This is a genomic window from Ruegeria profundi (assembly GCF_001507545.1).
Taxonomy (GTDB): Bacteria; Pseudomonadota; Alphaproteobacteria; order Rhodobacterales; family Rhodobacteraceae; genus Ruegeria; species Ruegeria profundi.
In genome coordinates this window covers 280,361-300,570 of sequence record NZ_LQBP01000002.1, presented here as the reverse complement: position 1 = coordinate 300,570, position 20,210 = coordinate 280,361, and the positions used below count along the sequence as shown (strand labels likewise).

Genomic DNA, 20,210 nt, shown 5'->3' with positions numbered 1-20,210 from the left:
TTTCTCCAGTTCAGGTTTCACAGGGCGTCCCTGGGTGGGTGCCAAAAAACAGGGACAATCTGCGGCACGGTTTTGCACTGCCGCATGGTTTCTTCTGGATGGCTCTGTAAATCTAATCGGTTTCCATGACGCAGATAATCCGGCTATTATGAAACCGAATGTTGAGAAAAAATCACCCAAAGCTGGAGAGGGACGATGGAAGGAATGGGCGATATCCCGGTTGTTGTGGCGGTTGCCGAAACGCAAGGATTTGCTGCTGCGGCGCGTCGGCTGGGGGTGTCGAAATCCGCAGTCAGCAAAAGGGTTACGCAGATTGAAAAACGACTGGGCGCGCAGCTGTTTCACCGATCTACACGCAACGTCAGCCTGACCGAGGCGGGCGAGCATTTCTATTCGCATGCAGTCAGGTCGCTTGATGCGGCGCGTGAGGCTGAAGACAGCGTTCTGGCCCTTCAGGATTCGCCCAAAGGACGCCTGAAGGTGAACGTACCAATGGTTTTCGGGCGCTTGCACATCGCGCCGCTCATGTCCGCGTTTTTGCGGCGGTATCCGGGCGTGACCGTCGATATGGTGATGGATGACCGGGTGATCGATTTGTTTGCTGACGGCTTTGATCTGGCTTTGCGCGGCGGCACGTTGGCAGATTCGATGCTTGTTGCGCGTAAAATCGCACCTTTACGCAATGTTCTGGCGGCCTCACCAGAATACCTGGAGCGGCATGGAAGGCCGGAAACGATTAGTGATCTGAACGGCCACAACTGCTTGCAGTATTCCTACAGCCGGGACTTCCAGGAATGGGTTTTTCAGTTCGGAGGCAAGACCAAAACCTTTCGCCCCACCGGCAGCTACAGAGTGAATAACGGGGATGCCCTGCGTGAGGCGATCCTTGGCGGAACGGGTATCGGACGATTGCCGACCTTCACGGCAGGGCCAGATCTTGTGGCGGGACGGCTGGAAAGAGTGCTGCCAGAATGTCCACTACCGTCACAGACGCTTTATGCCATCTATCCAGAGCGTCGTCATTTGCCTGCGAAGGTGCGTGTTTTCATCGACTTCATACTGGAACATCTCGGGGGGGATTTGCCGCCTTGGGACAGGGATTTCGGCGAATAAGACTTGCAACAGTGTGGTGGGTTTGCCGAGTGACCGAGACGAAGCGGCGCACAACTCGTTTGCGACGACCTCTATGCGACGCTTAACCGACGCCGTTGATCAGTTGTATCGGGAAGTCTATAAAATACAGATGTTTGAATGAAGGATGACAGTATGACCCATCGCGACATAGATACGGATTACATGCGATCCCTTTTGGAAACGGATGAAGTCGAAATGAGCGTAGTGTTTTCCGATCCATCGCAACCCGACAATCCCATGATTTTTGTCAGCGACGAATTCGAAAAGCAGACGGGTTATAGCGTTGAAGAGGCCTTGGGGCGAAATTGCCGTTTTCTGCAAGGACCTGACACCAGTCCTTGGACAATCGAAGCCATCCGTATGGGGCTTAAGGCGCAAACACGATTTACAATCGACATTCTGAACTATCGCAAAGACGGAACGCCATTCGTAAACCGTCTGCGCATCCGCCCAATTTACGATGGACAGGGGCAGTTGATGTTTTTTGCCGGAGCCCAGAACCCTGTGTGATGAAAACAATCAGGATTGACCGGCAAGACGTATTATGACGAAGGCTGCGCAGCCGATATGCGCCAATGTTATCACTACGGACAAAGTATGAAGCCGTTTAAATCGGCTTTTATCTCCTGAATCCGTTGCAGCATTGATCGCGGGCATCAGAACCTGCCGTGCGAAAACCGTCGTCACCGCAATTACACCCATGGATGCGCTGGAAATCGGGTCTCTGGCGATCAGAAGGATGGCAGCCACCGCCGAGGTTGCCAGCACGAACAAGTAGAAATACGGGAATGCACGTCGAATAAGCGGCCCCGCCGTTTCCGCCGGGAGAGCCGTGAAAACGAACGCGGCAAACCCGAAGGAATAGAGCGTCGTCCCACCAAACATCAGAGCGGTGACAAGAAGTGCAAATTCAAGCATGTGCAGACTTTCCCTGTTCTAATTCTTGGAAGCGGGACGCCGAAGACCCAGCGCCGAAGAACGGCCCGTGAATCTCAGCTTTGGAACGGCGTAGGGGACGTCTTTTTTGTAGTCTTCAAAGCGGCGACCAAAACGTTTTTCAAACCGACGCTCTTTCAACATCGGCGCCGCAAGACAATAGGTCGTAAGCGCGATTGCAAGGGCAAGCTGGTCAGGGGTCCACGTTGGGACCGTCCACAACGTCAATGCGAAGGCAACGTATATCGGCTGCCGTATCACGCGGAACAAGCCTGTTGTCGGCATGTCAGGGAACACGGGCTTTTTATTTTGCATCAGGGACATCCAGCCCAGAGCACCCGACTGAACTTCGGCACCCGCGTCCCAACTGGCTTTGATCAGCAATGCCCAGGACGCCACGTACAATGCTGTGACAAGATAAAATGCCCACCCCTCCGCCTGCCACCAAACAATACCGCTTGGGGTCCATAGAACAAAAAGAGCCAGAAGTTGTAGTGAAGCGATCATGGCGTAAGTTGTCGTGCCCAGAGTTGCACCGTGTGGGCCGGGGACAAAACGGGCCAGCCATTTCATACCACGGCCGGTCAGCAAAAGAGAGTGGGCTAAAGGAAACTGCAAAATCAGCAGCGCGTTGGTAAGTGCGGCGGCTGGCCACGGCACCGTGCCAAGGCTTTCGCTCATGCCGAAGAACATCGCGACGACCATAGCGACAACCGCCAGTGCAAAAACGATATGGGTAACAACGCCAAAACAAAGTGCCAACATGATCCGGCCAGCGCCCGGTTCGGGGTTCAATGCACCGCTTGCAAGCCTGACCAATCGCTTTAAATGACCATCGCCTGGACTGGTCATACGGTGGTATCCGAGTGTTTCTTCGGCTTAGCCCCCAATCGCGAGGCGATCCGTGACAGTATCGGTCGCAGGGGAAGGAACATGCGATAGGCAACCTCCATCACCTGCACCGCGCCGGGAAGTTGAGCTACACGCGCAAGCCACCGCCACTTGGGCAACGCCTGCCAAACGGCGACAAACCCATTTGCTCCGGACACAAGCGTTCCATCAGGCAATTGCACGTGAAACCTTGCCATTGCTTTGTCCTGCGAGAGCCCCTCTGCAAGCTGTGCGTCAGGGTCTGAAACATCCACAAACCGTAAGCCATCTGCGCCTTCGCAAGAGGCATAATACCCTATTTCAAGGGAACAGAGCGGGCAGGAGCCATCAAAATACACAGTGGCACGTTGCGGGGCCGTGTCATTTGCTCCGCAAGTGTTTTGCTTTCGAACCGCCTGATCGTCATCCTTGGGCATGTGGTTTTTCTTCCTGAAAGTTATCAGTTCAGTCCGGGAAGAACGTAGTCCGAGGGACCAAAAAACCACTGTGAAACGATGCGATATGACGCCGCATTGTTTCGTTTCGCGGGCGCGCCGTGCACTCTGTGGCCAACGTGATGATACAAAGGAGACGACGGCAATCGGACGTCCGGTCGCGTTTTACCTGATTGCTAGTCGACCAGCGGAGTTTCAATACGCTAATCCGAAAGGCACAGCTTATTCCTGTCGAGATCCCGTACATATGCTGAAAATCGTGGGCCACGCAGTTTCGGCTCGCCCGCGCATGTCCCGCCTAACGCGATTGCAAGAGTGTAGAGCCTCTCGACCTCCTCGGGTGATCCCACGCTAAAGCCGACCATGGTGCCGTTGCCATTGGTGGCGGGCTGCTTGTCAAAAGGGATGGCGGCCGCAAAGGCAGAACCTTCGCCCAACCAATACGTCATCCTCTCACTGGGCGAGACGCGATTCATTCCGGAACGATCGAAAAGTCGGTCGTAGAACCGTGTCGCAGCGTCCATGTCATTCGTCCCGATAACGCAGTAGTTCATTTGCATTGTAAATTTCCTTTTTTAAGCGTGTCCGATTGTGTTTTTCGCTGTCGTCACTTGCCGGTCAGCTTGAAGAATTCGATCAATTGGCCGTTGGGATCAGTGATCTTGAGAAGGTGGATACCGGGCTCTTTGATTATTTCGGGTGCTGCGGCACCGGTTGCCACGACGCGGGATTGAAGCACTTCAAGATCGGCAGCTTGCAGATAGGGAACCGCGCCTGACCCAGGCTCAGCCCCGGGTGCGTACCGGTCCCGAGACACGATGGCGAACCAACCGCCTTCGATGTCGAAAGGACCCCATATGCGACGCGGTGACAGGCTGTTCGAAATCATCGAAATTCTGAGACGCGCGAAGGCGCCAATCTCGGCCCAGTCTATTGGGGCCGAATTGGGTGTCACAAAGCGTACGGTCTACCGGGATATGGCCGCTCTGATCGCGCAGGGTGTGCCAATCACCGGTGAAGCCGGTGTCGGCTATATCCTTGAGCCGGGTTTCCACATGCCGCCGCTGATGCTGACACCGGATGAGATCGAGGCGGTCATGCTCGGGGTCATGTGGGTCCAAACACGGGGTGAACCCGAACTCGCGGTGGCCGCTGAAAAGCTGATCACAAAGTTGGAAACCGTTGCGCCTGCAAAATACCGAACCTCGTTTCTAGAGCCAGTGGTCAGCGTTGCTCCGGTAGGCCAGCCGGAGGAGACGCTTGGGGCTGCATCCATCCGCCGGGCCATTCGGCACCGCAAGAAGATTTCTCTTGTTTATACAGATTTCACAGGTCGACATTCGCGCCGGGTGATCTGGCCAGTTCTTCTGGGTTATCGAGACACCAGCCGGATCATTGCCGCGTGGTGCGAGTTGCGCCAAGGCTTTCGCTACTTCCGGACCGAGCGGATCGTCGAAGCGGAAGTTCTTGATACGCCAATCCCACGTCGCATGGATCTGTTGCGGACCGAATGGCGCAGGGCCGCGGACGCTGAACGCAAACGCTATGAGGACGGGATAAGGGGCTAAGGTGCCCACTGCGGCAATCCGTGCCAATACGCCCAGCCCGTGCCTGGCTGTCTAACGCAAGTGGTTCTGGCCAAAATCACTCTACTCAGCCTCACGCCGCGTAAAAAAGAAGCCAACTGCCCTGTCCCAGCGGTATAATCTGCTTCTCATGTTGAAAAACCCTGACCGACCGCATGATTTGAAGCGCATAAGGCGCGGTGGTTCCATGCGCGAGACGTGCTAAGAAGAATGGAATTTGGTACAGCGATCTGGCCAAATCCAAAGCTGTCCCCGCAACCGTAGGCAGAAAGCCGTCCCAAGATCGTCCACTGGGCACAGACCTCGGAAAGATTTGGAAAGCGTTGACTTGCAAGTCATTGATCCCCGACCCTGCGGACAGCGCGTGGTGTGACCGCGCATGACACGTTGGGGGCTTGTCGGATGCTTACGACATGAACTTCCTCGCACCCGTCGCCATTGATACCGAGGCTGAACCTTCGGCACAAGACGTTGCAGTCCTGATTACTCAACTGACGGCTGAAGGTTCGGCAGCACTGTTCGCAGAAAGTATCATAAACCCGGCCCTGGTTCAGCAAATCTCGGAGGAAACGGCGCTCAAGATCGGTGGTCGCCTGTTCTCGGACGCACTGTTGATCGGGTCAGTCAGCTGAGCAACCCAACACGAGGTGGATTTTTCACCATCAATTCGAAAAATCGCATTCATAGCAGTGGTATGAATGGGCCGTAGTTCGCATGGGATACTGTGCCGCATGACGGGCTGTCGCAGGGTGTCTTTTACCCTCAATAACCAACGCTAACTGTCTATCAAACGAACCACATACAGGTGTGAGATGGACACATTACTGCTGTCCCGAATTCAATTTGGGGCGAATATATCGTTTCATATTCTATTCCCGACGATCACGATCGCATTGGGTTGGGTGCTGCTGTTTTTCAAGCTGCGCTTCAACGCAACCGGGGATGAGAAGTGGATGCAAGCCTATCGTTTCTGGGTCAAGGTCTTTGCCTTGTCCTTCGCGATGGGTGTCGTTTCCGGAATTACGATGTCTTTCCAATTCGGAACCAATTGGCCGGGCTTTATGGAGGCTGTCGGAAACATCGCAGGGCCGTTGCTGGCCTACGAAATTCTAACCGCGTTTTTCCTTGAGGCCGTGTTCCTTGGCATCATGCTGTTTGGCTTTTCAAAGGTGCCGAACTGGCTGCACACGACCGCAACTTTTCTTGTGGCGTTTGGTACGACCATGTCCGCGTTCTGGATTCTGGTTCTGAACAGCTGGATGCACACGCCCGCAGGGTTTGAGATGCGCGACGGCGTGGCCTTCGCGACAGATTGGTGGGCGATCATTTTCAACCCCTCGATGCCATACCGTTTGACCCATATGCTGTTGGCAAGTGGCCTGACAGTGGCGTTTTTGATCCTTGGCCTGTCAGCTTTTCGCTGGCTGGTCGGAGACCGTGGTTCGGACGTGCGAGCCACGTTCAAAACCGGGGCGTGGCTCGGCGCGCTGCTGATCCCGGTGCAAATCTACATGGGCGACCTGCACGGCCTGAACACACTGGAGTATCAGCCCCAGAAAGTGGCAGCCATGGAAGGCAACTGGGAGACCAAATCCAACGTCCCGTTGGTGTTGTTTGCTTTACCGGACGAGGAGTCGCGGGAAAACCACCATGAGGTCAGCATCCCGAACCTTGCCTCGATCATCCTGACGCACAAGGCCGATGGTGTTGTGCCGGGCCTGAACGATTTCGTGTCCGAGGATGGCACCGTTCTTCATCCGCCGGTTGCGCCCGTTTTCTGGTCATTCCGCGTTATGGTGGGCACAGGCATTACCATGCTTTTGCTCAGTTGGTCCGCGCTCTGGTTCATGCGGCGGGGCCGCGGGCCGGGTGGGGTGCCAAAGCTGATGCAGGTGGTGCTGGTGCCGATGGCCTTTTCAGGGTGGGTTGCCACTCTGGCGGGTTGGTACACGACCGAAATTGGTCGCCAGCCGTGGCTTGTGCATGGCGTGTTGACGACGGAACAGGCGGTGGCGGACGTTCCCGCCCCGATGGTTGGAACCACTTTGGCGGCTTATCTAATGATCTATGCGCTGCTGCTGGCTGCTTATGTCGGAGTGTTGTTTTACCTCGCCCGTAAAGCGGCCAAAACCAACCTGTCGCAGCAAAATGATCCCGTTTCGGCGCCCCAGGGCGTCAAAGCGGTACCGGCGGAGTAAAACGCGATGGAACTTTTTGGTGATCCAACCCACTGGCTGCCGCTTGCCTTTGCGGCACTCATGGGGGTGTCGATCCTGGTCTATGTGATATTGGACGGCTTCGATCTTGGCGTAGGGGTCCTGTTCCCCTTCGCCGATGACGCGGAGAAAGACCGGATGGTCGCCTCGATCGGGCCGTTCTGGGACGCCAACGAGACATGGTTGGTTTTGGCCATCGGTATTTTGCTGGTGGCCTTTCCAACCGCCCATGGGGTGATCTTGACGTCGCTTTACCTGCCAGTTGCCATCATGCTGATCGGTCTGATCCTAAGGGGCGTTGCGTTCGAGTTTCGGGTTAAAGCGCCCTCGCATCACAAATACTACTGGAATCTGGCCTTTTTTGCGGGTTCTTCGATGACCGCCCTGGCGCAGGGCTTCATGCTGGGTAAGTACATCATGGGATTGGAAAGCAGTTGGGCCACATGGGCCTTTGCGATGATTACGGCTGTTTTTCTGGCTGTTGGGTATTCGTTCATCGGTGCCTGCTGGATAATCCTCAAAACCGACGGAGAACTACAGGAAAAAGCCGTTCGATGGGCCAAAGGGGGCATCTGGGGGCTTATTATCGGGCTCGGTGCCGTCTCATTGGTGACACCGTTAGTCAGCCCTCGTATCTTCGAGAAATGGTTCACCTTCCCCGAGTTTTTCCTGCTGTTGCCGCTGCCTCTGATGTCCGGGATCTTGATCACGTTGCTGTGGTACGCCTTACGCCACCTTCCGACTAGGAACGACAGTTGGGCCTGGTTTCCGTTTGCGGCGTCGATTGTTTTGTTCACGCTGGCGTTCTTTGGGATGGCCTATAGTTTCTACCCATACGTCGTCCCCGAGCAGTTGACGATTTACGAGGCGGCCAGTGCTCCAGAAAGCCTGTTCATCATCCTTATCGGCGCGATTTTTGTGTTGCCCGTCATCGCCGGGTACACTGTCTTGTCATATACGATCTTTCGCGGCAAGGCGACGGAGCTGCGCTACGACTGAACCTTTGCGGTACACTATCGGCGCTTGAATCTCGGCAGTTTCAAGATGACTTCTGCGTATTTCGATTTACTTCTTCGAGATGCGCGAAACGATTGACAAGGCTTATGCTTGGTTTTCTGCGGCTATGGCCGTCTTGCTGTTGGCAGGAACATTGATTGTCATTCTGCTTGCGACAGCCAGTTTCCTTCGGGAAACCGCAGCCGTTGTGATGGCCTCTGGCACCGGGGTGACATACGAGGACCTGCAACAGCTTTTTGCCCTGCTCCTGGGGGCGATTATAGCCTTGGAACTGGCCCACTCCGTGCATTTGATGGTTAAGGGCAGCAAGGGTTACGAACAGGTCCGGGTTGTCTTGATGATCGGTATCCTCGCCGTGGTCAGAAAACTGATCGTCATGGAGATTGACCAGGTTTCGGGTTTGTTGATTTTCGGTCTGTCGGCCGCGGTCCTTGCCTTGGGCTGTGCTTTTGCGATGCTTCTGTGGGTGGATTGGACGAGGACCTCATCCGAAAAGGGTTAAACGGGCTGCTGAATCAGATGAGCCGGAAGCAGCTTAGCTCTGCCAAACAAAACTCTTACCTGCACGCGGGCCCATCCAATATGTTCGGGTTCACCGACCCGTTGGACACGCGTTGCGGCCTTGTTTTCTGTGTCGCCGCCTTTCTGCCACGACGTCTCGGTGATGTTTTTCTGAACCCACCGAGGCTCGGCTGACGGGTTTAGAGGTGTTTATCCACCTGAAAATACCTGGCCGCGACGCTTTGGCCTCTTTTCCGGGTTTGTGGCAGGTCCAATTTGTAAGGCCAGAAATCTGCATCAACCAGAGTCATTGATGAGCAAAAAAATTCCTAGCCCCTGCATTGACGTGTGCAAGTTCCGCCGCGCGGGACATTGCATTGGGTGTTCCATGACAAAGAGCCAGAAAAAGCTGTTCAAGGCGATCAAACGCCCCGATCAGCAAGAGGCATTTGTTGAGATGCTGGTTTGTCAGCAGAAACAAATGGGCCGGTACACCCATTGGGGACCGGCCTATCTGAAGAAGCTGAGGAAGAAAAAAGCCAAGATGAAAATCACCTTGGAAGGTTAGCTCAGCGCAGATGTGAACGCAGGAACCACGCGAATTTTTCGTGGGTTTGGCCGCGGCTGATGCACAGATCCTCGGTCAATGCGTCGCCGTGGCTGGCGGCAAGTTCGCCCGCTCCGGCCAGGGTCGCGGCCAGGGTTTCCTGAGCGTCGAGCATCATTTTGACCATGTCCTTGTCAGTGGCGGATCCGTCATGTTCAGCCACTTTCGACCGCTTTAGCATACCAGCCAGCGTGCCTTCGGCATGGGCGTCCAGAGCTTTGATACGCTCGGCCAGATCATCCTGCGCCTGGAAGTGATCCTCGTAGATTTTCTGGAACAAATCGTGCAATGGGCCAAAGGCCATGCCGGTCACGTTCCAATGGAAATTCTGCGCCAGCATCGTGGTGACGGCAGTTTCGGCCACGGATTGGTTCAGCGCCTCGGCAATCGCAGCGCGGGAATCGGGTGTCAGGTCGATGGCTGTTTGCGTCATAATATTTCCCTGGTTCTTAATTTTCGTCGCGCCGGAATGCCGCAACATCAATATTCTGATCCCTAAATTAGGGGATCGCAGCCAAATTCCAAGAGGTTTTTAGAATAATTCTAAAAAAGGCTAAAATTCTTGGAAATCGACCCAACCAGAAAGGCAAAATTCCGCTGTGTCCAACGTGGCACGCGCGACCGGATGAGAAAGCGGAAACTGTCCTGATCTTTTTGCTCAACCGCTTCGAACAGCCGACCTAGCCATGCCTCGTCAAAAGACAGTTCTGTAACTCCGGGACGATAGAACACAGGCCGCTTTTCTACAGCCTGACGAAATCCCCGCATCAGTGTTTCGGCGTGGCGCATCCATTCATCTGACGGATCAGCCAATAGCAAAGCACAAGCCTGATCCAAATCTACCCGTGCGGCAGACCGGCATCGCAGTGCAACCATCCGCAGATGGTTTATGATCTGCATCGTCCGCGCCTCCAATTGCGGAGAAGGTGGGGCGCGAAAGTCGTCCGTGTTTGAGAAACCGATTGCCTGCATCATGATGTGGGACTGCTTGCTTGTACAATTCCCGACAATAGTACTAGGGATAGCAGTATTCAAGTCGTTCAGATGTTGGGAAAACAATGGCTCCGTGAAAAACGGGGCACGTAGGATAGCGTGCTCGGTGCGGTTGAAATCTGTTTCAACGGGCCAAAAGGGTGATTGGTCAAGAGATGGCGTCAGTTGAACACGAGAGATTTTACCGGAAGCAGTATGGCTTGCGCCCGAAGGACAATGGCGTTTGCAATGCCCATTCCATCAACGATGCGGGTGAGGAACGCTGAAAAGCCGGTGATCTCTCCGCTCTCAAGTTGTTGGGAGCGATTGGAATAGGCGACCCCAACGCAGGCGCTGCCCGGCGGAATCTGGTCAAGATGCGCAGGGAAAACCGGGGCAAGGAAAGCCGTTACTGTACCGGGACGCGCTCGATCCTGTTGATCGATGAGCGTATCCCCGGGGCGGAACTGCCCGGCTGCAATGGCGTCTTGCACCTCATCCACCACCATCGGAATGACGACCAGCGGTTTGGCCGGGCAGGTGATCTCGACCAGCATACCCGGCTTGATCACACTGACCGAGATTTGGCGAAACGCCGCCACGAAACGCCCCTGACCCGAAACCTCGGGCACAAGGATGCCAGCGGGCCGCAGGATCGGGTTCACAATGTCGCCCGGCTTGAGCAGAAACTGTGTGACGGTGCCATCGACTTCGGCAAACACGGTGGATTTTTGGATTTCGGTCTCGGCTTCCGCCAAAACCGCACGGGCACTGGCCCGTTGTGCCGGCAGCAGAGTGGTTTGGCGCAGTTTAATCCCGTCCAACGCCGCAGCAGCGGCGGCGCGTTGACTGTCGGTGCGAGAGACCGCGGTTTGCAAGCGCTCCAACTCCTGTTCGCTGACGGTGGCATTATTGCGCTCGGCCAAGGATTGGCGGCGGTCGAGGTCGTCCACGGCCTGACGAAAATCAGCCTCGGCCGCGTTCAGCTGCGCCTGAGCGGCCGCAGCATCCGTTTCAATCACGCCAAGAGCTGCGTCGATTTCTTCTATCCGGCGGCGGGCGGTCTCGGCGGCGGCTTCTTGCCTTGATGTGTCCAGCCGAAAGATTGCTTGCCCGGCAGTAACGTTTTCATTGTTGGCCACATAAACTTCGGCCACACGGCCAGGCCGATCCGACAATATGGTGACGGTGCGAAAAGCTGCGGATACATTTTGTGTAGAGGGGTGGAAGTAAAAGATGACTGTGATCAGGGACACCGCAAGGATTGCACAAGCGGTAAGACCCCAGCGCAGCTCGTACCAGACATTGAACAGAGTTATTTCCTTGCCCCAACGCTTGCCTTGCTTGTACCGGCGATAGAGGTAATCCGGGATGATCGTGATTAAGGCTGAGAAGATAAGCTCAAGCATCGGGTGTCTCAGACTCGCGCTGCAACGGGAATATCTCGTGCAAGGGCACCGCAGCTATGAGTATGGCAGCAATCCAGAAGGCGTTGTTTAGGGTGAACAGGGAAATCAGCCCCAACACTCCCACCAATTGCATTTGAACTTTATGGGCGCCTGCTGCCATTCGGTCAGGTATGGCTTGGATCGTGAAGTAAAGCGCCCCGAACCCCAGCAGGATAAGGACGAGCAGGATGCCGACCGTGATCAAAAAGCCATCGGTCTCTCCCGGTGGTGTGACCCAAAAGGGCAGTCGGGCCAGGGCTTCGTCGGGAATAGAAGCGTCCATATGCACCCCTCAGTTTTTTGCTCCACCGGCAGGATAGGCAAAAACATTCAAGAAAATCAATATATTTACCCATGGACTGCGATGGTATGAGCAACTTTGCGACCAATCCACAAGGTCAGGGCAGAAGCATGGGATCAGGATCGTAGGATAGCAGATCATGCACCAGCGGATTGGGAAAGCGGCGCCGCAAGGTCACAGCGTAGAAGGTTTCCTTGATGCGTGGGTGTTCTTGCGCCTCAACCAATCGGCCTGAGGTCAACTCGTCCTTGACGACGATCGGGGCCACAAGGGCCAAACCGATATCCTCGCGCGCCATGAGACGCAGCATCGCCATGTCATCCACCTCGGCTGCGATCTGTGGTCGCTCTGACAACCGGCTGGCCAGAGCATCGAAGGCCGACCGCACGCTGTTGTCAGTGGTGGGCAGGATGAAGGGTTGGGTACGCAGCAACTCTTTAATCGGGCTCTGAGGGTCCAACCGGTCGGGCGTGCCAACAATGCTGACAGACTGTTCAGCGATCTGGTGGGTTTCAAAAGGGGTCAGGCTGTCATCCGGGGGCGGCCGGTTCATTAGCACCAGATCCAGGTTCAACGTCTCTAAACCCTCCATCAATTCGGTCGGGCTGCCCGAGCGCAAGACAACTTCGACGTCCATACGCGATAGAATTGGTCTGAGAAATCCGATCTGAAAGTTGCGCGAAAGGGTCGCCAGCGCCCCAACGCGCAGCGCTTTTCGGATCTGAACGGTTTCGGTGAGGGTCGCAACCAGTTGCTGCCCGGTCGAGAAAATCGCATCCGCATGATCCAGTGCGATGCGCCCGGCCTCGGACAGGTAAAGCTGTCGTCCCCGGCGTTCAAACAAGTCGTGCCCCAGCCGTTCTTCCAACTGTTTGATCTGCACAGACAAGGCCGATTGCGACAGGTTCAGCCGCTGCGCTGTACGGGTCAGGTTACCGTCGTGGGCGACGGCCCAGAAATACCGCAGGTGATGATAGTTCAAAGGCATATTGTTCTATTTAAGTGAACGATTTCCAAAGAACAATGAATTTTTAATGTCAAATAATCTGTCTTAACTGGTTGGCTCAAACCTACCACGCTGGGAACGCCACCATGTTATACCTTTTTCTTCCGCTGCTGAGCCCGCTGATCCTGTTCGCCGCTGCGATCTATGCAGGGCGCAATCCGGGTCTTCGTCCGGGTCGCGTGCCGCAATGGGCCGAAGCGGCTGCATTTGCGGCATTTATAGCGGCCGCGATCTCGGCCGTCTGTCTTGTGATCCTGGGGCCCGGCACCTCGGCCCTGATCGGCGCGTTCGGTGTCGGGGTTTCCGTAAGGTTGGACGCGGTCAGCGCAGTGATGCTGGTACTGGTCAGCTTTATCGGTTGGATCGTCCTGCGCTATTCAGCAACTTATATGGATGGCGAAGCACGGCAGGGCATGTTCACCCAGTGGATGGTGCTGACGCTTGCCTCGGTTCTGTTCCTGGTCATGTCGGGCAATCTGGTTCAGTTGCTGGTCGCCTGGACGACAACCAGTCTTGCCCTGAACAAGCTGCTGTTGTTTTACCCCGAGCGCGCAACTGCGCAACGCGCTGCCCGCAAGAAAGCGCTTGTGGCGCGGCTGAGCGAGGGGGCATTGGCGGCTGCCGTTATCCTGCTGATCGCTGCCACAGGCACAACCGATATCCACACGATCCTGACCACGGTTCAGGCCAATTGGATGGTGCTGACAGCGGCCTTGTTTGTTGCTGTTGCCGCGGTGTTGGCCTCGGCTCAATTCCCCGTGCATGGCTGGCTCACTGAGGTCATGGAAGCACCCACGCCTGTCTCGGCCCTGCTGCATGCGGGCGTGATCAATGCTGGAGGCTTCCTGTTGATCCGCTTTGCCGATGTGATGCTGGTCGCGCCCGGAGTTATGGCCCTTTTGGTAATGCTGGGCGGGTTCACTGCGTTGTTTGGCGGCCTTGTGATGTTGACCCAGCCTGCGGTGAAAACATCGCTGGCTTGGTCAACGATTGCCCAGATGGCCTTCATGGTGATGCAATGTGGCCTTGCGCTGTTTCCTTTGGCGCTGCTGCATATCGTGGCGCATTCCCTGTACAAGGCCCATGCCTTCCTGAGCTCTGGTGAAGCCGTGCGCAATGTCGCGGCCATTCACCGGCCCGGCCCGATCGCGGTGCCCAGTGCAAGCAACGTTCTGCGTGCCTTTGCCACTGCGATCATCATCTATGCCTTGGTTGGCGCGGTTCTGGGCTTTGACGGCAAATCCGTTCAAGCCATCGCGTTGGGCGTTATCCTGATCTTTGGTGTTGCCTACCTGCTGGCCCAGGGTTTTGCAGACGCGGCCCCGCGCCAGCTGACGCAGCGCACGGTGGTCTATGCTTTGGTGACGTCGGTCAGCTACTTCGCGTTGCAGGTTATCGCCCTTCACCTGACTGCCGGTGCGCTGCCTGCAACGCCCGCACCGGGACCGTTGGAATGGGCATTGATCGTACTTGCCTTGATCAGCTTTGGCCTTGTCGCAGTGGCGCAAGCGACCTTCCCGCTCTGGGCACCGCACCCTGCGGCTGCGGGCCTGCGGGTACACCTGTCCAATGGCCTATATGCCAACGCGATTTTCGACAAGCTGCTGGACGGTTGGTCCAAGCGGTCCGCAGCCTGAGAAGGGACAAAATCATGTTTGCCAAACTCGAATCTTACCCGGCGCCGCTGCTGGAACTGGTGGCCGAAGCAAAATCAGCCGCCAAGGCAATCCCGCCGCTTTTTCCACTTTCTGCGAATGTTGCAGTGAACCCGTTCCTTGGACAGGCCAATGAGCCATTGGCTGTAACTTCGGCGCGTTTGGCACGGGTTGCGGGCGCGCGGATCACGCCAGATCGGTCATATTGGGCAGAGAAGCTGGACGCTGGTGACATCACCGAGGTCGACATCCTGGATGCATTGTCCGGACTGGAAGGCAAGTTCAACGCCCCCAGTCTTGACGATGTCATTGCCGCTTTGCGTCAGCAGGCAGAGCAACCCAAACCGCTGCCCACCGTGGCCGAGCTGGCGGCAGACGTGTCGGGTACAGACTGGCCCGGTCTGATCGAAGACCGGATCGGTGTTTGGGCGGCCAGCCATTTCGATCAAGGGCAGGCGCTGTGGCAGCAAGCGCGGGCCGGGGGGACGTTCAGCGCGTGGCGCGAGTTTGCAACGCGCGACCTGACGCCGGAAATTCATGGTCTGAAAGGGTTTGGTGCCTTTGTGGCCGATACGAACCGCTCGCATTGGCGCGCGATTGGCCGGGCCTCCGAACGGCTGGGCCTGAGCACCGAAGCCTCAGCTACGGCGTATCATCGTTGGCTCAGCTCAATGGGCGGGTGGGCGCAATACGCGCGCTACCTCCTATGGGACGCCGAACTGAAGGGAGAGCAAGACAATACTGTAACCGAGCTTTTGGCCCTGCGAATGGTATTCGATGAGGCGCTGTACGAGCTTTATGAAGACCAGATTGCTGACAAATGGGCCGATGTTGTCGCCGCGCATGAAGCGCCGGTTACGCCTACCACCGATTTTGTCATCGACGCAGTGCTGCAAGAGGCCGCCGAGCGTGCGCAGCAGCGCAAGCTGGCCGCGCGGCTGCTGCCGGGTTCCGTTCGCAAGGGCCCAGATCGCCCGCAGGTGCAGGCTGCGTTTTGCATCGACGTCCGGTCCGAGGTGTTCCGCCGCGCGTTTGAAGCGCAGGACAGCGGCATTGAAACCCTAGGTTTTGCGGGGTTCTTCGGCCTTGCCAGCGCTCATAGGGCTGCTGGGTCGGACGTTGTTGAACAGCACGGGCCGGTTCTGTTGCGGCCCGGCGTTTGCTCGCACGCCGCTGAGCCTGAAAAGGCTGATCTGACAAGACGCTATACTGCGCGGGCCAAACGGGCCTGGGGGCGGTTCAAATTGGCGGCTGTGTCCTCGTTTGCGTTTGTCGAAGCAACCGGGCCTTTATACGCAGGCAAGCTGATGCGTGACGCGCTGGGTTTGGTTGGCAAAACAAAGACAGACCCGGCCCCGCAACTGGACCCGAGCCTGGATATTGAAACCCGTATTGGTATGGCCAAGACGGTCCTGAACGCCATGTCACTGACGGAAAATTTCGCACGGATCGTGATGCTGGCGGGGCATGGCGCGGACGTGACCAACAACCCGCACGAAAGCGCGTTGCACTGCGGGGCTTGCGGTGGACATGCAGGCGACGTCAACGCGCGGCTTTTGGCAGGTCTACTGAACGATGCTGATGTAAGGACCGGATTGCGTGGGCAGGGGATAGAAATCCCTGCCGACACGGTTTTCCTGCCGGCGATGCATTACACCACGACTGACAGGGTCAGTTTGTTCGACCAGGACCTGCCCGAGGGTGACTGGTCCAGCGATCTGGAGCAGTTGAAAAACTGGCTTGCCGCCGCCGGGCAGCTCACCCGCGCCGAACGTGCGGCCCGTCTGCCGCGCGCGAACAAGTCCACCGATATTCAGCGGCGCGCGCAGGACTGGGCCGAAACCCGCCCCGAATGGGGTCTGGCAGGGTGTCGCGCCTTCATTGCCGCACCCCGCAACCGCACCGATGGGGCGGATCTGGAGGGGCAGGCTTTTTTGCATAATTACAATTGGCGCAAAGATGACGGGTTCGGTGTGCTGGAGTTGATCATGACCGCACCTGTCGTCGTCGTAAGCTGGATCAGCCTGCAATATTACGGGTCTACCGTTGCACCGCAGCTGTTCGGCGGGGGCAACAAGCTGTTGCACAACGTGGTTGGCGGCATTGGAGTGCTTGAAGGCAATGGTGGTGCCCCGCGTCCGGGCCTTCCATGGCAGTCGGTGCATGATGGCGAGCGTTTGCAGCACGATCCACTGCGCCTGTCGGTTATCATCGAAGCCCCACGCGAGGCGATGTCCGACATCCTGTCGCGCCACGCCGAGGTGCGCGCTTTGTTCGACAATGGATGGTTGCACCTGATCGCAATGGACGATCAGGGCAAGCTGTCCTGGCGTTACGATGGCGACTTGAAATGGTCTCCGATCCAGACCGGTTTGGATGCCGACCGAGCCATCGCGGCGGAGTAAGCCAAAAGGCAAACGAAAGGCGCCCAATTCCGGGCGCCTTTTTTCTGAACGCGCGTCGCATGTTTAAATCACGAGACTCTTTGAACACGGGCTGGATCACAACGCGTCCAAAGCTTCGCGACCGCAGTCAATCGTCGGGGCCCAGCACTTTGATCGCGCCCAGAAGGCGCGCGATTTCCTGTTCAGTGTTGTAATGACAAAAGGAGATGCGGATACAATCCGACAAGCCCAGCGGTGTGAGGACGTTTCCGGAGTAGTGGTCGGCTTTGCGCGTATGGGTTCGGATACCTTGTTGGTTCAAAATTTCCACCACATCTTCCGAAGCTTTTCCCTCGACCACGATGGAAACAAGCCCTTCTCGCGCGGGATTATCGGGCCCAGCCAGAATTGTGACGTGTTTCATCTCTCTCAGTCCCGGCAGGTTACCGGTGCCGTTGATTGCAGTGTTGGTCAGATGGGTTTCATAGTCACGGATGGCATGCCCTGCGGCTTCGATTCGTTTGCGCCGGTCGGTTTCGCCTGAGACTTCTCCGCCCAGCCAGTCGAAATACGACACGACATCTGACACCGTGGCGTATGAACCAGCGTCACGCGTTCCAAATTCCCAGGCCGTTGCTGGCGCGTCAATCAGCATATCATGCGGGATGCTGCCCATTCGGTCTGAAATCCAGGCGATGCCATATCCGTGGCGTGAAAACACTTTGTACGGTGAAATCACGTAGCCATCGACCTTGTAGCTATCCAAATCCAACTGTCCGTGGGCTGCGTGCTGGATGCCATCGACAATGATCATACAATCCGGCGCCACAGCCCTTATCGCTTTGGAAATCGCAGCTACATCCATGCCCATACCCGTCACGGGCGAAGCGTGAAGGATCGTTGCCACCGCCACGTCCGGGGTCATTTGCGCAGTGTAGTCCTCGGCCGTGACCAACCCGGTTGCGTTGTCATGCAGAACGTTCACATAGTCCAAACCGGCAATCTCGGCCCAGCGGCGTGCGGCGCTGCGGGTGGCGGGGTGTTCGATCGATGAGCCGATGACCTTGGCCCCCTTGGGCGCGGCGAGGCAAGCGGTACGGATCAAGCGGAACAGAAGCTCAGTACCGCTTTCCCCGGCGAAGAACTGCCCAGTCGAGGTGTTCATGAACACTGCCAAATCCGCTTTGGCCTTATCGATTACATTCTGCGTGCCTTGGCCTGCTGGGTTTATGCGCCCCGGATTGTCTGGAATAGCGGCATAGAAGGCCGAAGTCTCGACCACTGTCTTCAGCGTCAACGCACCGCCTGCGTTCTCGAAAAAGATCCGCTTACCTTGAAACGGGCAGTTTTCGACATGTGCAAACCGGTTTCGGATTGCGTCTATCAGAGCGGGGTTGCCGTGAATCATGTGTGAGTCCTTTAGGAAGTCGCAGCGCCACTATCGCCTTACCCGGCACCGTCGATCTTGAACAGATGTTTACACGCCGTACAGCCGGCGGGAATGCTGGTTCCGGATCACGGGCCAACATTCAGAATTGAGACAAACGAAAATCGCCTTACGTCAGAGCGAAAGAAATCGGATGTGAGGAGTGACGTTGCACGTCGTTTGGTTCAAGCGCGACCTACGGGTTCAAGACAACCGCGCATTGGCGCGGGCTGCCGCGCATGGCGCGGTTTTGCCGCTTTACGTGGCCGAGCCTGAGCTCTGGCGCGCGCCCGACATGTCTGGTCGGCAATGGAGCTTTATCGCAGAAACGTTGCACCAACTGCGCGCCGACCTGCACAAGCTGGGTCAGCCTCTTATCGTACGCACCGGCAACATTGTTGAAATCCTAAGCGACCTTCACCGGGATCACGGCCTGACCGCGCTCTGGTCACATGAAGAAACCGGTAATGATTGGACGTTTCAGCGCGACCTGCGTGTCGCAGACTGGTGCCGCGCGCACAGCATCCCTTGGAACGAGGTTCAGAATCACGGCGTCGTCCGGCGAATGAAATCCCGAAATGGATGGGCCGAGCGCTGGGATGCGTTCATGTCAGAGGCCATAACAAACCCTCCGAATCTTGGACCGCTGTCACTGGATGTAGGTGACATTCCGACCGCGGAAACACTTGGTCTTGCGCCTGATCACTGCCCGCTGCGTCAAAAAGGCGGGCGAGCAGACGGGCAAAGCCTGCTTGACAGTTTTCTGCAAAAGCGTGGCGAACCTTATCGTCGCGCGATGTCGTCGCCGGTTGAGGGCGAAACAGCCTGCTCTCGGCTTTCACCGCATCTGGCATGGGGCACACTCTCGGTGCGCGAAGTCGCTCAGGCGACATGGGCGCGGCAACGTGCGCTGCGGGACACTCCGCCAAAAGGAAAGTCATCTTGGCGCGGCTCTCTGACTTCGTTCAACGGACGGCTGCACTGGCATTGTCATTTTATCCAAAAGCTCGAGTCTGAGCCGAGACTTGAATATGAGAACCTGCATCGCGGCTACAAGGGAATCCGCCCATCTGCCCCGGATCAAGATAAGCTGGACGCGTGGGCCAAGGGTGAAACCGGTTTGCCGTTTCTGGATGCGTGCATGCGGTACCTGCGCGCAACGGGGTGGCTGAATTTCCGGATGCGATCGATGGTCATGGCAACTGCAAGCTATCACCTTTGGCTGGATTGGCGCGCTCCGGGGCTGCACCTTGCCCGCAGCTTCACCGATTATGAACCTGGCATTCATTGGAGCCAGGTTCAGATGCAATCCGGAACCACGGGGATTAACGCGGTTCGGATCTACAACCCGGTGAAACAGGGCCACGATCAGGACCCAACGGGGCGCTTTACCAGAAAATGGGTGCCCGAACTGGCCGCGATCCCCGATAGGTTTCTGCAAGTACCGTGGAAGGCGGAAAATGCCGCGGACGTGCTGGGGAAGGCTTATCCGGAACCAATCGTCGACCATATCGCAGCCGCCCGCGCAGCGCGAGAAGCGATCTGGGCTGTGCGAAAAGGCGAAGGCTTTCGGGTGGAAGCTGCTGCCATAGTGTCCAAACATGCCAGCCGAAAAAGCTCAACACGCAATCGGGGTGGACGCCGGAAAAAGGAACCAGATACCCAAATGTCCCTACCATTCGAGGATCAATAATGA

22 protein-coding genes and 1 riboswitch are annotated in these 20,210 nt (G+C 56.7%); of the genes, 11 read left to right on the top strand and 11 right to left on the bottom strand.

Features of this window, described 5'->3' with window-relative positions:
- The first annotated feature begins 195 nt into the window (after positions 1-195).
- Positions 196-1,113, top strand: a complete 918-nt coding sequence (locus AVO44_RS04905; RefSeq protein WP_068333405.1) for a LysR family transcriptional regulator — start codon at positions 196-198, stop codon at positions 1,111-1,113.
- 153 nt (positions 1,114-1,266) lie between these two features.
- Entirely contained in the window at positions 1,267-1,644 is a 378-nt protein-coding gene (locus AVO44_RS04900) for a PAS domain-containing protein (protein WP_068334023.1), read from the top strand.
- Between the two features lie 9 nt (positions 1,645-1,653).
- On the opposite strand, the gene AVO44_RS04895 is transcribed toward AVO44_RS04900, so the two are convergent.
- The 5 genes from AVO44_RS04895 to AVO44_RS04875 form a co-directional block, all read right to left on the bottom strand.
- Positions 1,654-2,052 carry a DUF4149 domain-containing protein gene (locus AVO44_RS04895; RefSeq protein ID WP_068333401.1) on the bottom strand — a complete coding sequence of 133 codons (399 nt, stop codon included), beginning with the start codon at positions 2,050-2,052 and terminating at the stop codon, positions 1,654-1,656.
- A gap of 18 nt (positions 2,053-2,070) precedes the next feature.
- Positions 2,071-2,922, bottom strand: a complete 852-nt coding sequence (locus AVO44_RS04890) for a methyltransferase family protein (RefSeq protein WP_068333399.1) — start codon at positions 2,920-2,922, stop codon at positions 2,071-2,073.
- Positions 2,919-3,377: a thiol-disulfide oxidoreductase DCC family protein gene (locus tag AVO44_RS04885; protein WP_082677390.1), complete on the bottom strand. Its 459-nt coding sequence runs from the start codon at positions 3,375-3,377 to the stop codon at positions 2,919-2,921. The genes AVO44_RS04890 and AVO44_RS04885 overlap by 4 nt, the downstream gene beginning before the upstream one ends.
- 221 nt (positions 3,378-3,598) lie before the next feature.
- Positions 3,599-3,955: a VOC family protein gene (locus AVO44_RS04880; RefSeq protein ID WP_068333397.1), complete on the bottom strand. Its 357-nt coding sequence runs from the start codon at positions 3,953-3,955 to the stop codon at positions 3,599-3,601.
- 47 nt (positions 3,956-4,002) lie between these two features.
- On the bottom strand, positions 4,003-4,350 hold the full coding sequence (locus tag AVO44_RS04875) for a VOC family protein (protein ID WP_205626529.1): 348 nt from the start codon (positions 4,348-4,350) through the stop codon (positions 4,003-4,005).
- Between AVO44_RS04875 and AVO44_RS04870 the strand changes: the two genes are divergently transcribed.
- From AVO44_RS04870 to AVO44_RS04845, 6 genes are all read left to right on the top strand, one after another.
- A complete protein-coding gene (locus tag AVO44_RS04870; RefSeq protein WP_338057289.1) occupies positions 4,235-4,963 on the top strand; it encodes a helix-turn-helix transcriptional regulator in 729 nt (242 codons plus the stop codon). The genes AVO44_RS04875 and AVO44_RS04870 overlap by 116 nt on opposite strands.
- Positions 4,964-5,194: 231 nt before the next feature.
- Positions 5,195-5,323, top strand: a riboswitch (cobalamin riboswitch).
- A 53-nt stretch (positions 5,324-5,376) separates the two neighbouring features.
- Positions 5,377-5,613 carry a metal ABC transporter solute-binding protein, Zn/Mn family gene (locus AVO44_RS04865; protein WP_267885748.1) on the top strand — a complete coding sequence of 79 codons (237 nt, stop codon included), beginning with the start codon at positions 5,377-5,379 and terminating at the stop codon, positions 5,611-5,613.
- Positions 5,614-5,793: 180 nt separating this feature from the next.
- A complete protein-coding gene (locus AVO44_RS04860; RefSeq protein WP_068333388.1) occupies positions 5,794-7,179 on the top strand; it encodes a cytochrome ubiquinol oxidase subunit I in 1,386 nt (461 codons plus the stop codon).
- A 6-nt stretch (positions 7,180-7,185) separates the two neighbouring features.
- Complete coding sequence (locus AVO44_RS04855) at positions 7,186-8,196, top strand: cytochrome d ubiquinol oxidase subunit II (RefSeq protein WP_068333385.1); 1,011 nt, start codon at positions 7,186-7,188, stop codon at positions 8,194-8,196.
- Positions 8,197-8,275: 79 nt separating this feature from the next.
- Positions 8,276-8,716 (top strand): phosphate-starvation-inducible PsiE family protein, encoded by a 441-nt coding sequence (locus AVO44_RS04850; protein ID WP_068333381.1) that lies wholly within the window; start codon positions 8,276-8,278, stop codon positions 8,714-8,716.
- A gap of 312 nt (positions 8,717-9,028) precedes the next feature.
- Positions 9,029-9,283, top strand: coding sequence for a DUF1289 domain-containing protein (locus AVO44_RS04845; protein WP_068333378.1), 255 nt, complete (start codon positions 9,029-9,031; stop codon positions 9,281-9,283).
- Between the two features lies 1 nt (position 9,284).
- Here the strand turns inward: AVO44_RS04845 and AVO44_RS04840 are convergent, their stop codons facing one another.
- From AVO44_RS04840 to AVO44_RS04820, 5 genes are all read right to left on the bottom strand, one after another.
- Positions 9,285-9,755: a Dps family protein gene (locus tag AVO44_RS04840; RefSeq protein WP_068334016.1), complete on the bottom strand. Its 471-nt coding sequence runs from the start codon at positions 9,753-9,755 to the stop codon at positions 9,285-9,287.
- A gap of 110 nt (positions 9,756-9,865) precedes the next feature.
- The gene (locus tag AVO44_RS04835) at positions 9,866-10,222 is read right to left on the bottom strand and encodes a hypothetical protein (RefSeq protein WP_169794829.1); all 357 of its coding nucleotides are present in this window, start codon (positions 10,220-10,222) and stop codon (positions 9,866-9,868) included.
- Between the two features lie 254 nt (positions 10,223-10,476).
- Positions 10,477-11,703: an HlyD family secretion protein gene (locus AVO44_RS04830; RefSeq protein WP_068333372.1), complete on the bottom strand. Its 1,227-nt coding sequence runs from the start codon at positions 11,701-11,703 to the stop codon at positions 10,477-10,479.
- Positions 11,696-12,025, bottom strand: coding sequence for a hypothetical protein (locus tag AVO44_RS04825; RefSeq protein ID WP_068333369.1), 330 nt, complete (start codon positions 12,023-12,025; stop codon positions 11,696-11,698). The genes AVO44_RS04830 and AVO44_RS04825 overlap by 8 nt, the downstream gene beginning before the upstream one ends.
- Before the next feature lie 115 nt (positions 12,026-12,140).
- Complete coding sequence (locus AVO44_RS04820; protein WP_068333367.1) at positions 12,141-13,031, bottom strand: LysR family transcriptional regulator; 891 nt, start codon at positions 13,029-13,031, stop codon at positions 12,141-12,143.
- A 104-nt stretch (positions 13,032-13,135) separates the two neighbouring features.
- Here AVO44_RS04820 and AVO44_RS04815 point away from each other — a divergent pair, with 104 nt between their 5' ends.
- Complete coding sequence (locus AVO44_RS04815) at positions 13,136-14,686, top strand: proton-conducting transporter transmembrane domain-containing protein (protein ID WP_068333364.1); 1,551 nt, start codon at positions 13,136-13,138, stop codon at positions 14,684-14,686.
- A 14-nt stretch (positions 14,687-14,700) separates the two neighbouring features.
- Complete coding sequence (locus AVO44_RS04810) at positions 14,701-17,109, top strand: YbcC family protein (RefSeq protein ID WP_068333361.1); 2,409 nt, start codon at positions 14,701-14,703, stop codon at positions 17,107-17,109.
- A gap of 127 nt (positions 17,110-17,236) precedes the next feature.
- On the opposite strand, the gene AVO44_RS04805 is transcribed toward AVO44_RS04810, so the two are convergent.
- Positions 17,237-18,496: an aminotransferase class V-fold PLP-dependent enzyme gene (locus AVO44_RS04805; RefSeq protein WP_068333359.1), complete on the bottom strand. Its 1,260-nt coding sequence runs from the start codon at positions 18,494-18,496 to the stop codon at positions 17,237-17,239.
- 181 nt (positions 18,497-18,677) lie between these two features.
- Here AVO44_RS04805 and AVO44_RS04800 point away from each other — a divergent pair, with 181 nt between their 5' ends.
- Positions 18,678-20,207, top strand: a complete 1,530-nt coding sequence (locus AVO44_RS04800; RefSeq protein ID WP_338057262.1) for an FAD-binding domain-containing protein — start codon at positions 18,678-18,680, stop codon at positions 20,205-20,207.
- Positions 20,208-20,210: the final 3 nt, after the last annotated feature.

Bases quoted from the DNA above. Each gene is read 5' to 3' on its own strand.
- AVO44_RS04840 (WP_068334016.1), bottom strand. From the start codon at position 9,755: ATGACGCAAACAGCCATCGACCTGACACCCGATTCCCGCGCTGCGATT.
- AVO44_RS04855 (WP_068333385.1), top strand. From the start codon at position 7,186: ATGGAACTTTTTGGTGATCCAACCCACTGGCTGCCGCTTGCCTTTGCG.
- AVO44_RS04870 (WP_338057289.1), top strand. From the start codon at position 4,235: ATGTCGAAAGGACCCCATATGCGACGCGGTGACAGGCTGTTCGAAATC.
- AVO44_RS04805 (WP_068333359.1), bottom strand. From the start codon at position 18,496: ATGATTCACGGCAACCCCGCTCTGATAGACGCAATCCGAAACCGGTTT.
- AVO44_RS04820 (WP_068333367.1), bottom strand. From the start codon at position 13,031: ATGCCTTTGAACTATCATCACCTGCGGTATTTCTGGGCCGTCGCCCAC.
- AVO44_RS04830 (WP_068333372.1), bottom strand. From the start codon at position 11,703: ATGCTTGAGCTTATCTTCTCAGCCTTAATCACGATCATCCCGGATTAC.
- AVO44_RS04895 (WP_068333401.1), bottom strand. From the start codon at position 2,052: ATGCTTGAATTTGCACTTCTTGTCACCGCTCTGATGTTTGGTGGGACG.
- AVO44_RS04845 (WP_068333378.1), top strand. From the start codon at position 9,029: ATGAGCAAAAAAATTCCTAGCCCCTGCATTGACGTGTGCAAGTTCCGC.
- AVO44_RS04815 (WP_068333364.1), top strand. From the start codon at position 13,136: ATGTTATACCTTTTTCTTCCGCTGCTGAGCCCGCTGATCCTGTTCGCC.
- AVO44_RS04835 (WP_169794829.1), bottom strand. From the start codon at position 10,222: ATGCAGATCATAAACCATCTGCGGATGGTTGCACTGCGATGCCGGTCT.
- AVO44_RS04880 (WP_068333397.1), bottom strand. From the start codon at position 3,955: ATGCAAATGAACTACTGCGTTATCGGGACGAATGACATGGACGCTGCG.
- AVO44_RS04905 (WP_068333405.1), top strand. From the start codon at position 196: ATGGAAGGAATGGGCGATATCCCGGTTGTTGTGGCGGTTGCCGAAACG.
- AVO44_RS04860 (WP_068333388.1), top strand. From the start codon at position 5,794: ATGGACACATTACTGCTGTCCCGAATTCAATTTGGGGCGAATATATCG.
- AVO44_RS04890 (WP_068333399.1), bottom strand. From the start codon at position 2,922: ATGACCAGTCCAGGCGATGGTCATTTAAAGCGATTGGTCAGGCTTGCA.
- AVO44_RS04900 (WP_068334023.1), top strand. From the start codon at position 1,267: ATGACCCATCGCGACATAGATACGGATTACATGCGATCCCTTTTGGAA.
- AVO44_RS04850 (WP_068333381.1), top strand. From the start codon at position 8,276: ATGCGCGAAACGATTGACAAGGCTTATGCTTGGTTTTCTGCGGCTATG.
- AVO44_RS04885 (WP_082677390.1), bottom strand. From the start codon at position 3,377: ATGCCCAAGGATGACGATCAGGCGGTTCGAAAGCAAAACACTTGCGGA.
- AVO44_RS04810 (WP_068333361.1), top strand. From the start codon at position 14,701: ATGTTTGCCAAACTCGAATCTTACCCGGCGCCGCTGCTGGAACTGGTG.
- AVO44_RS04825 (WP_068333369.1), bottom strand. From the start codon at position 12,025: ATGGACGCTTCTATTCCCGACGAAGCCCTGGCCCGACTGCCCTTTTGG.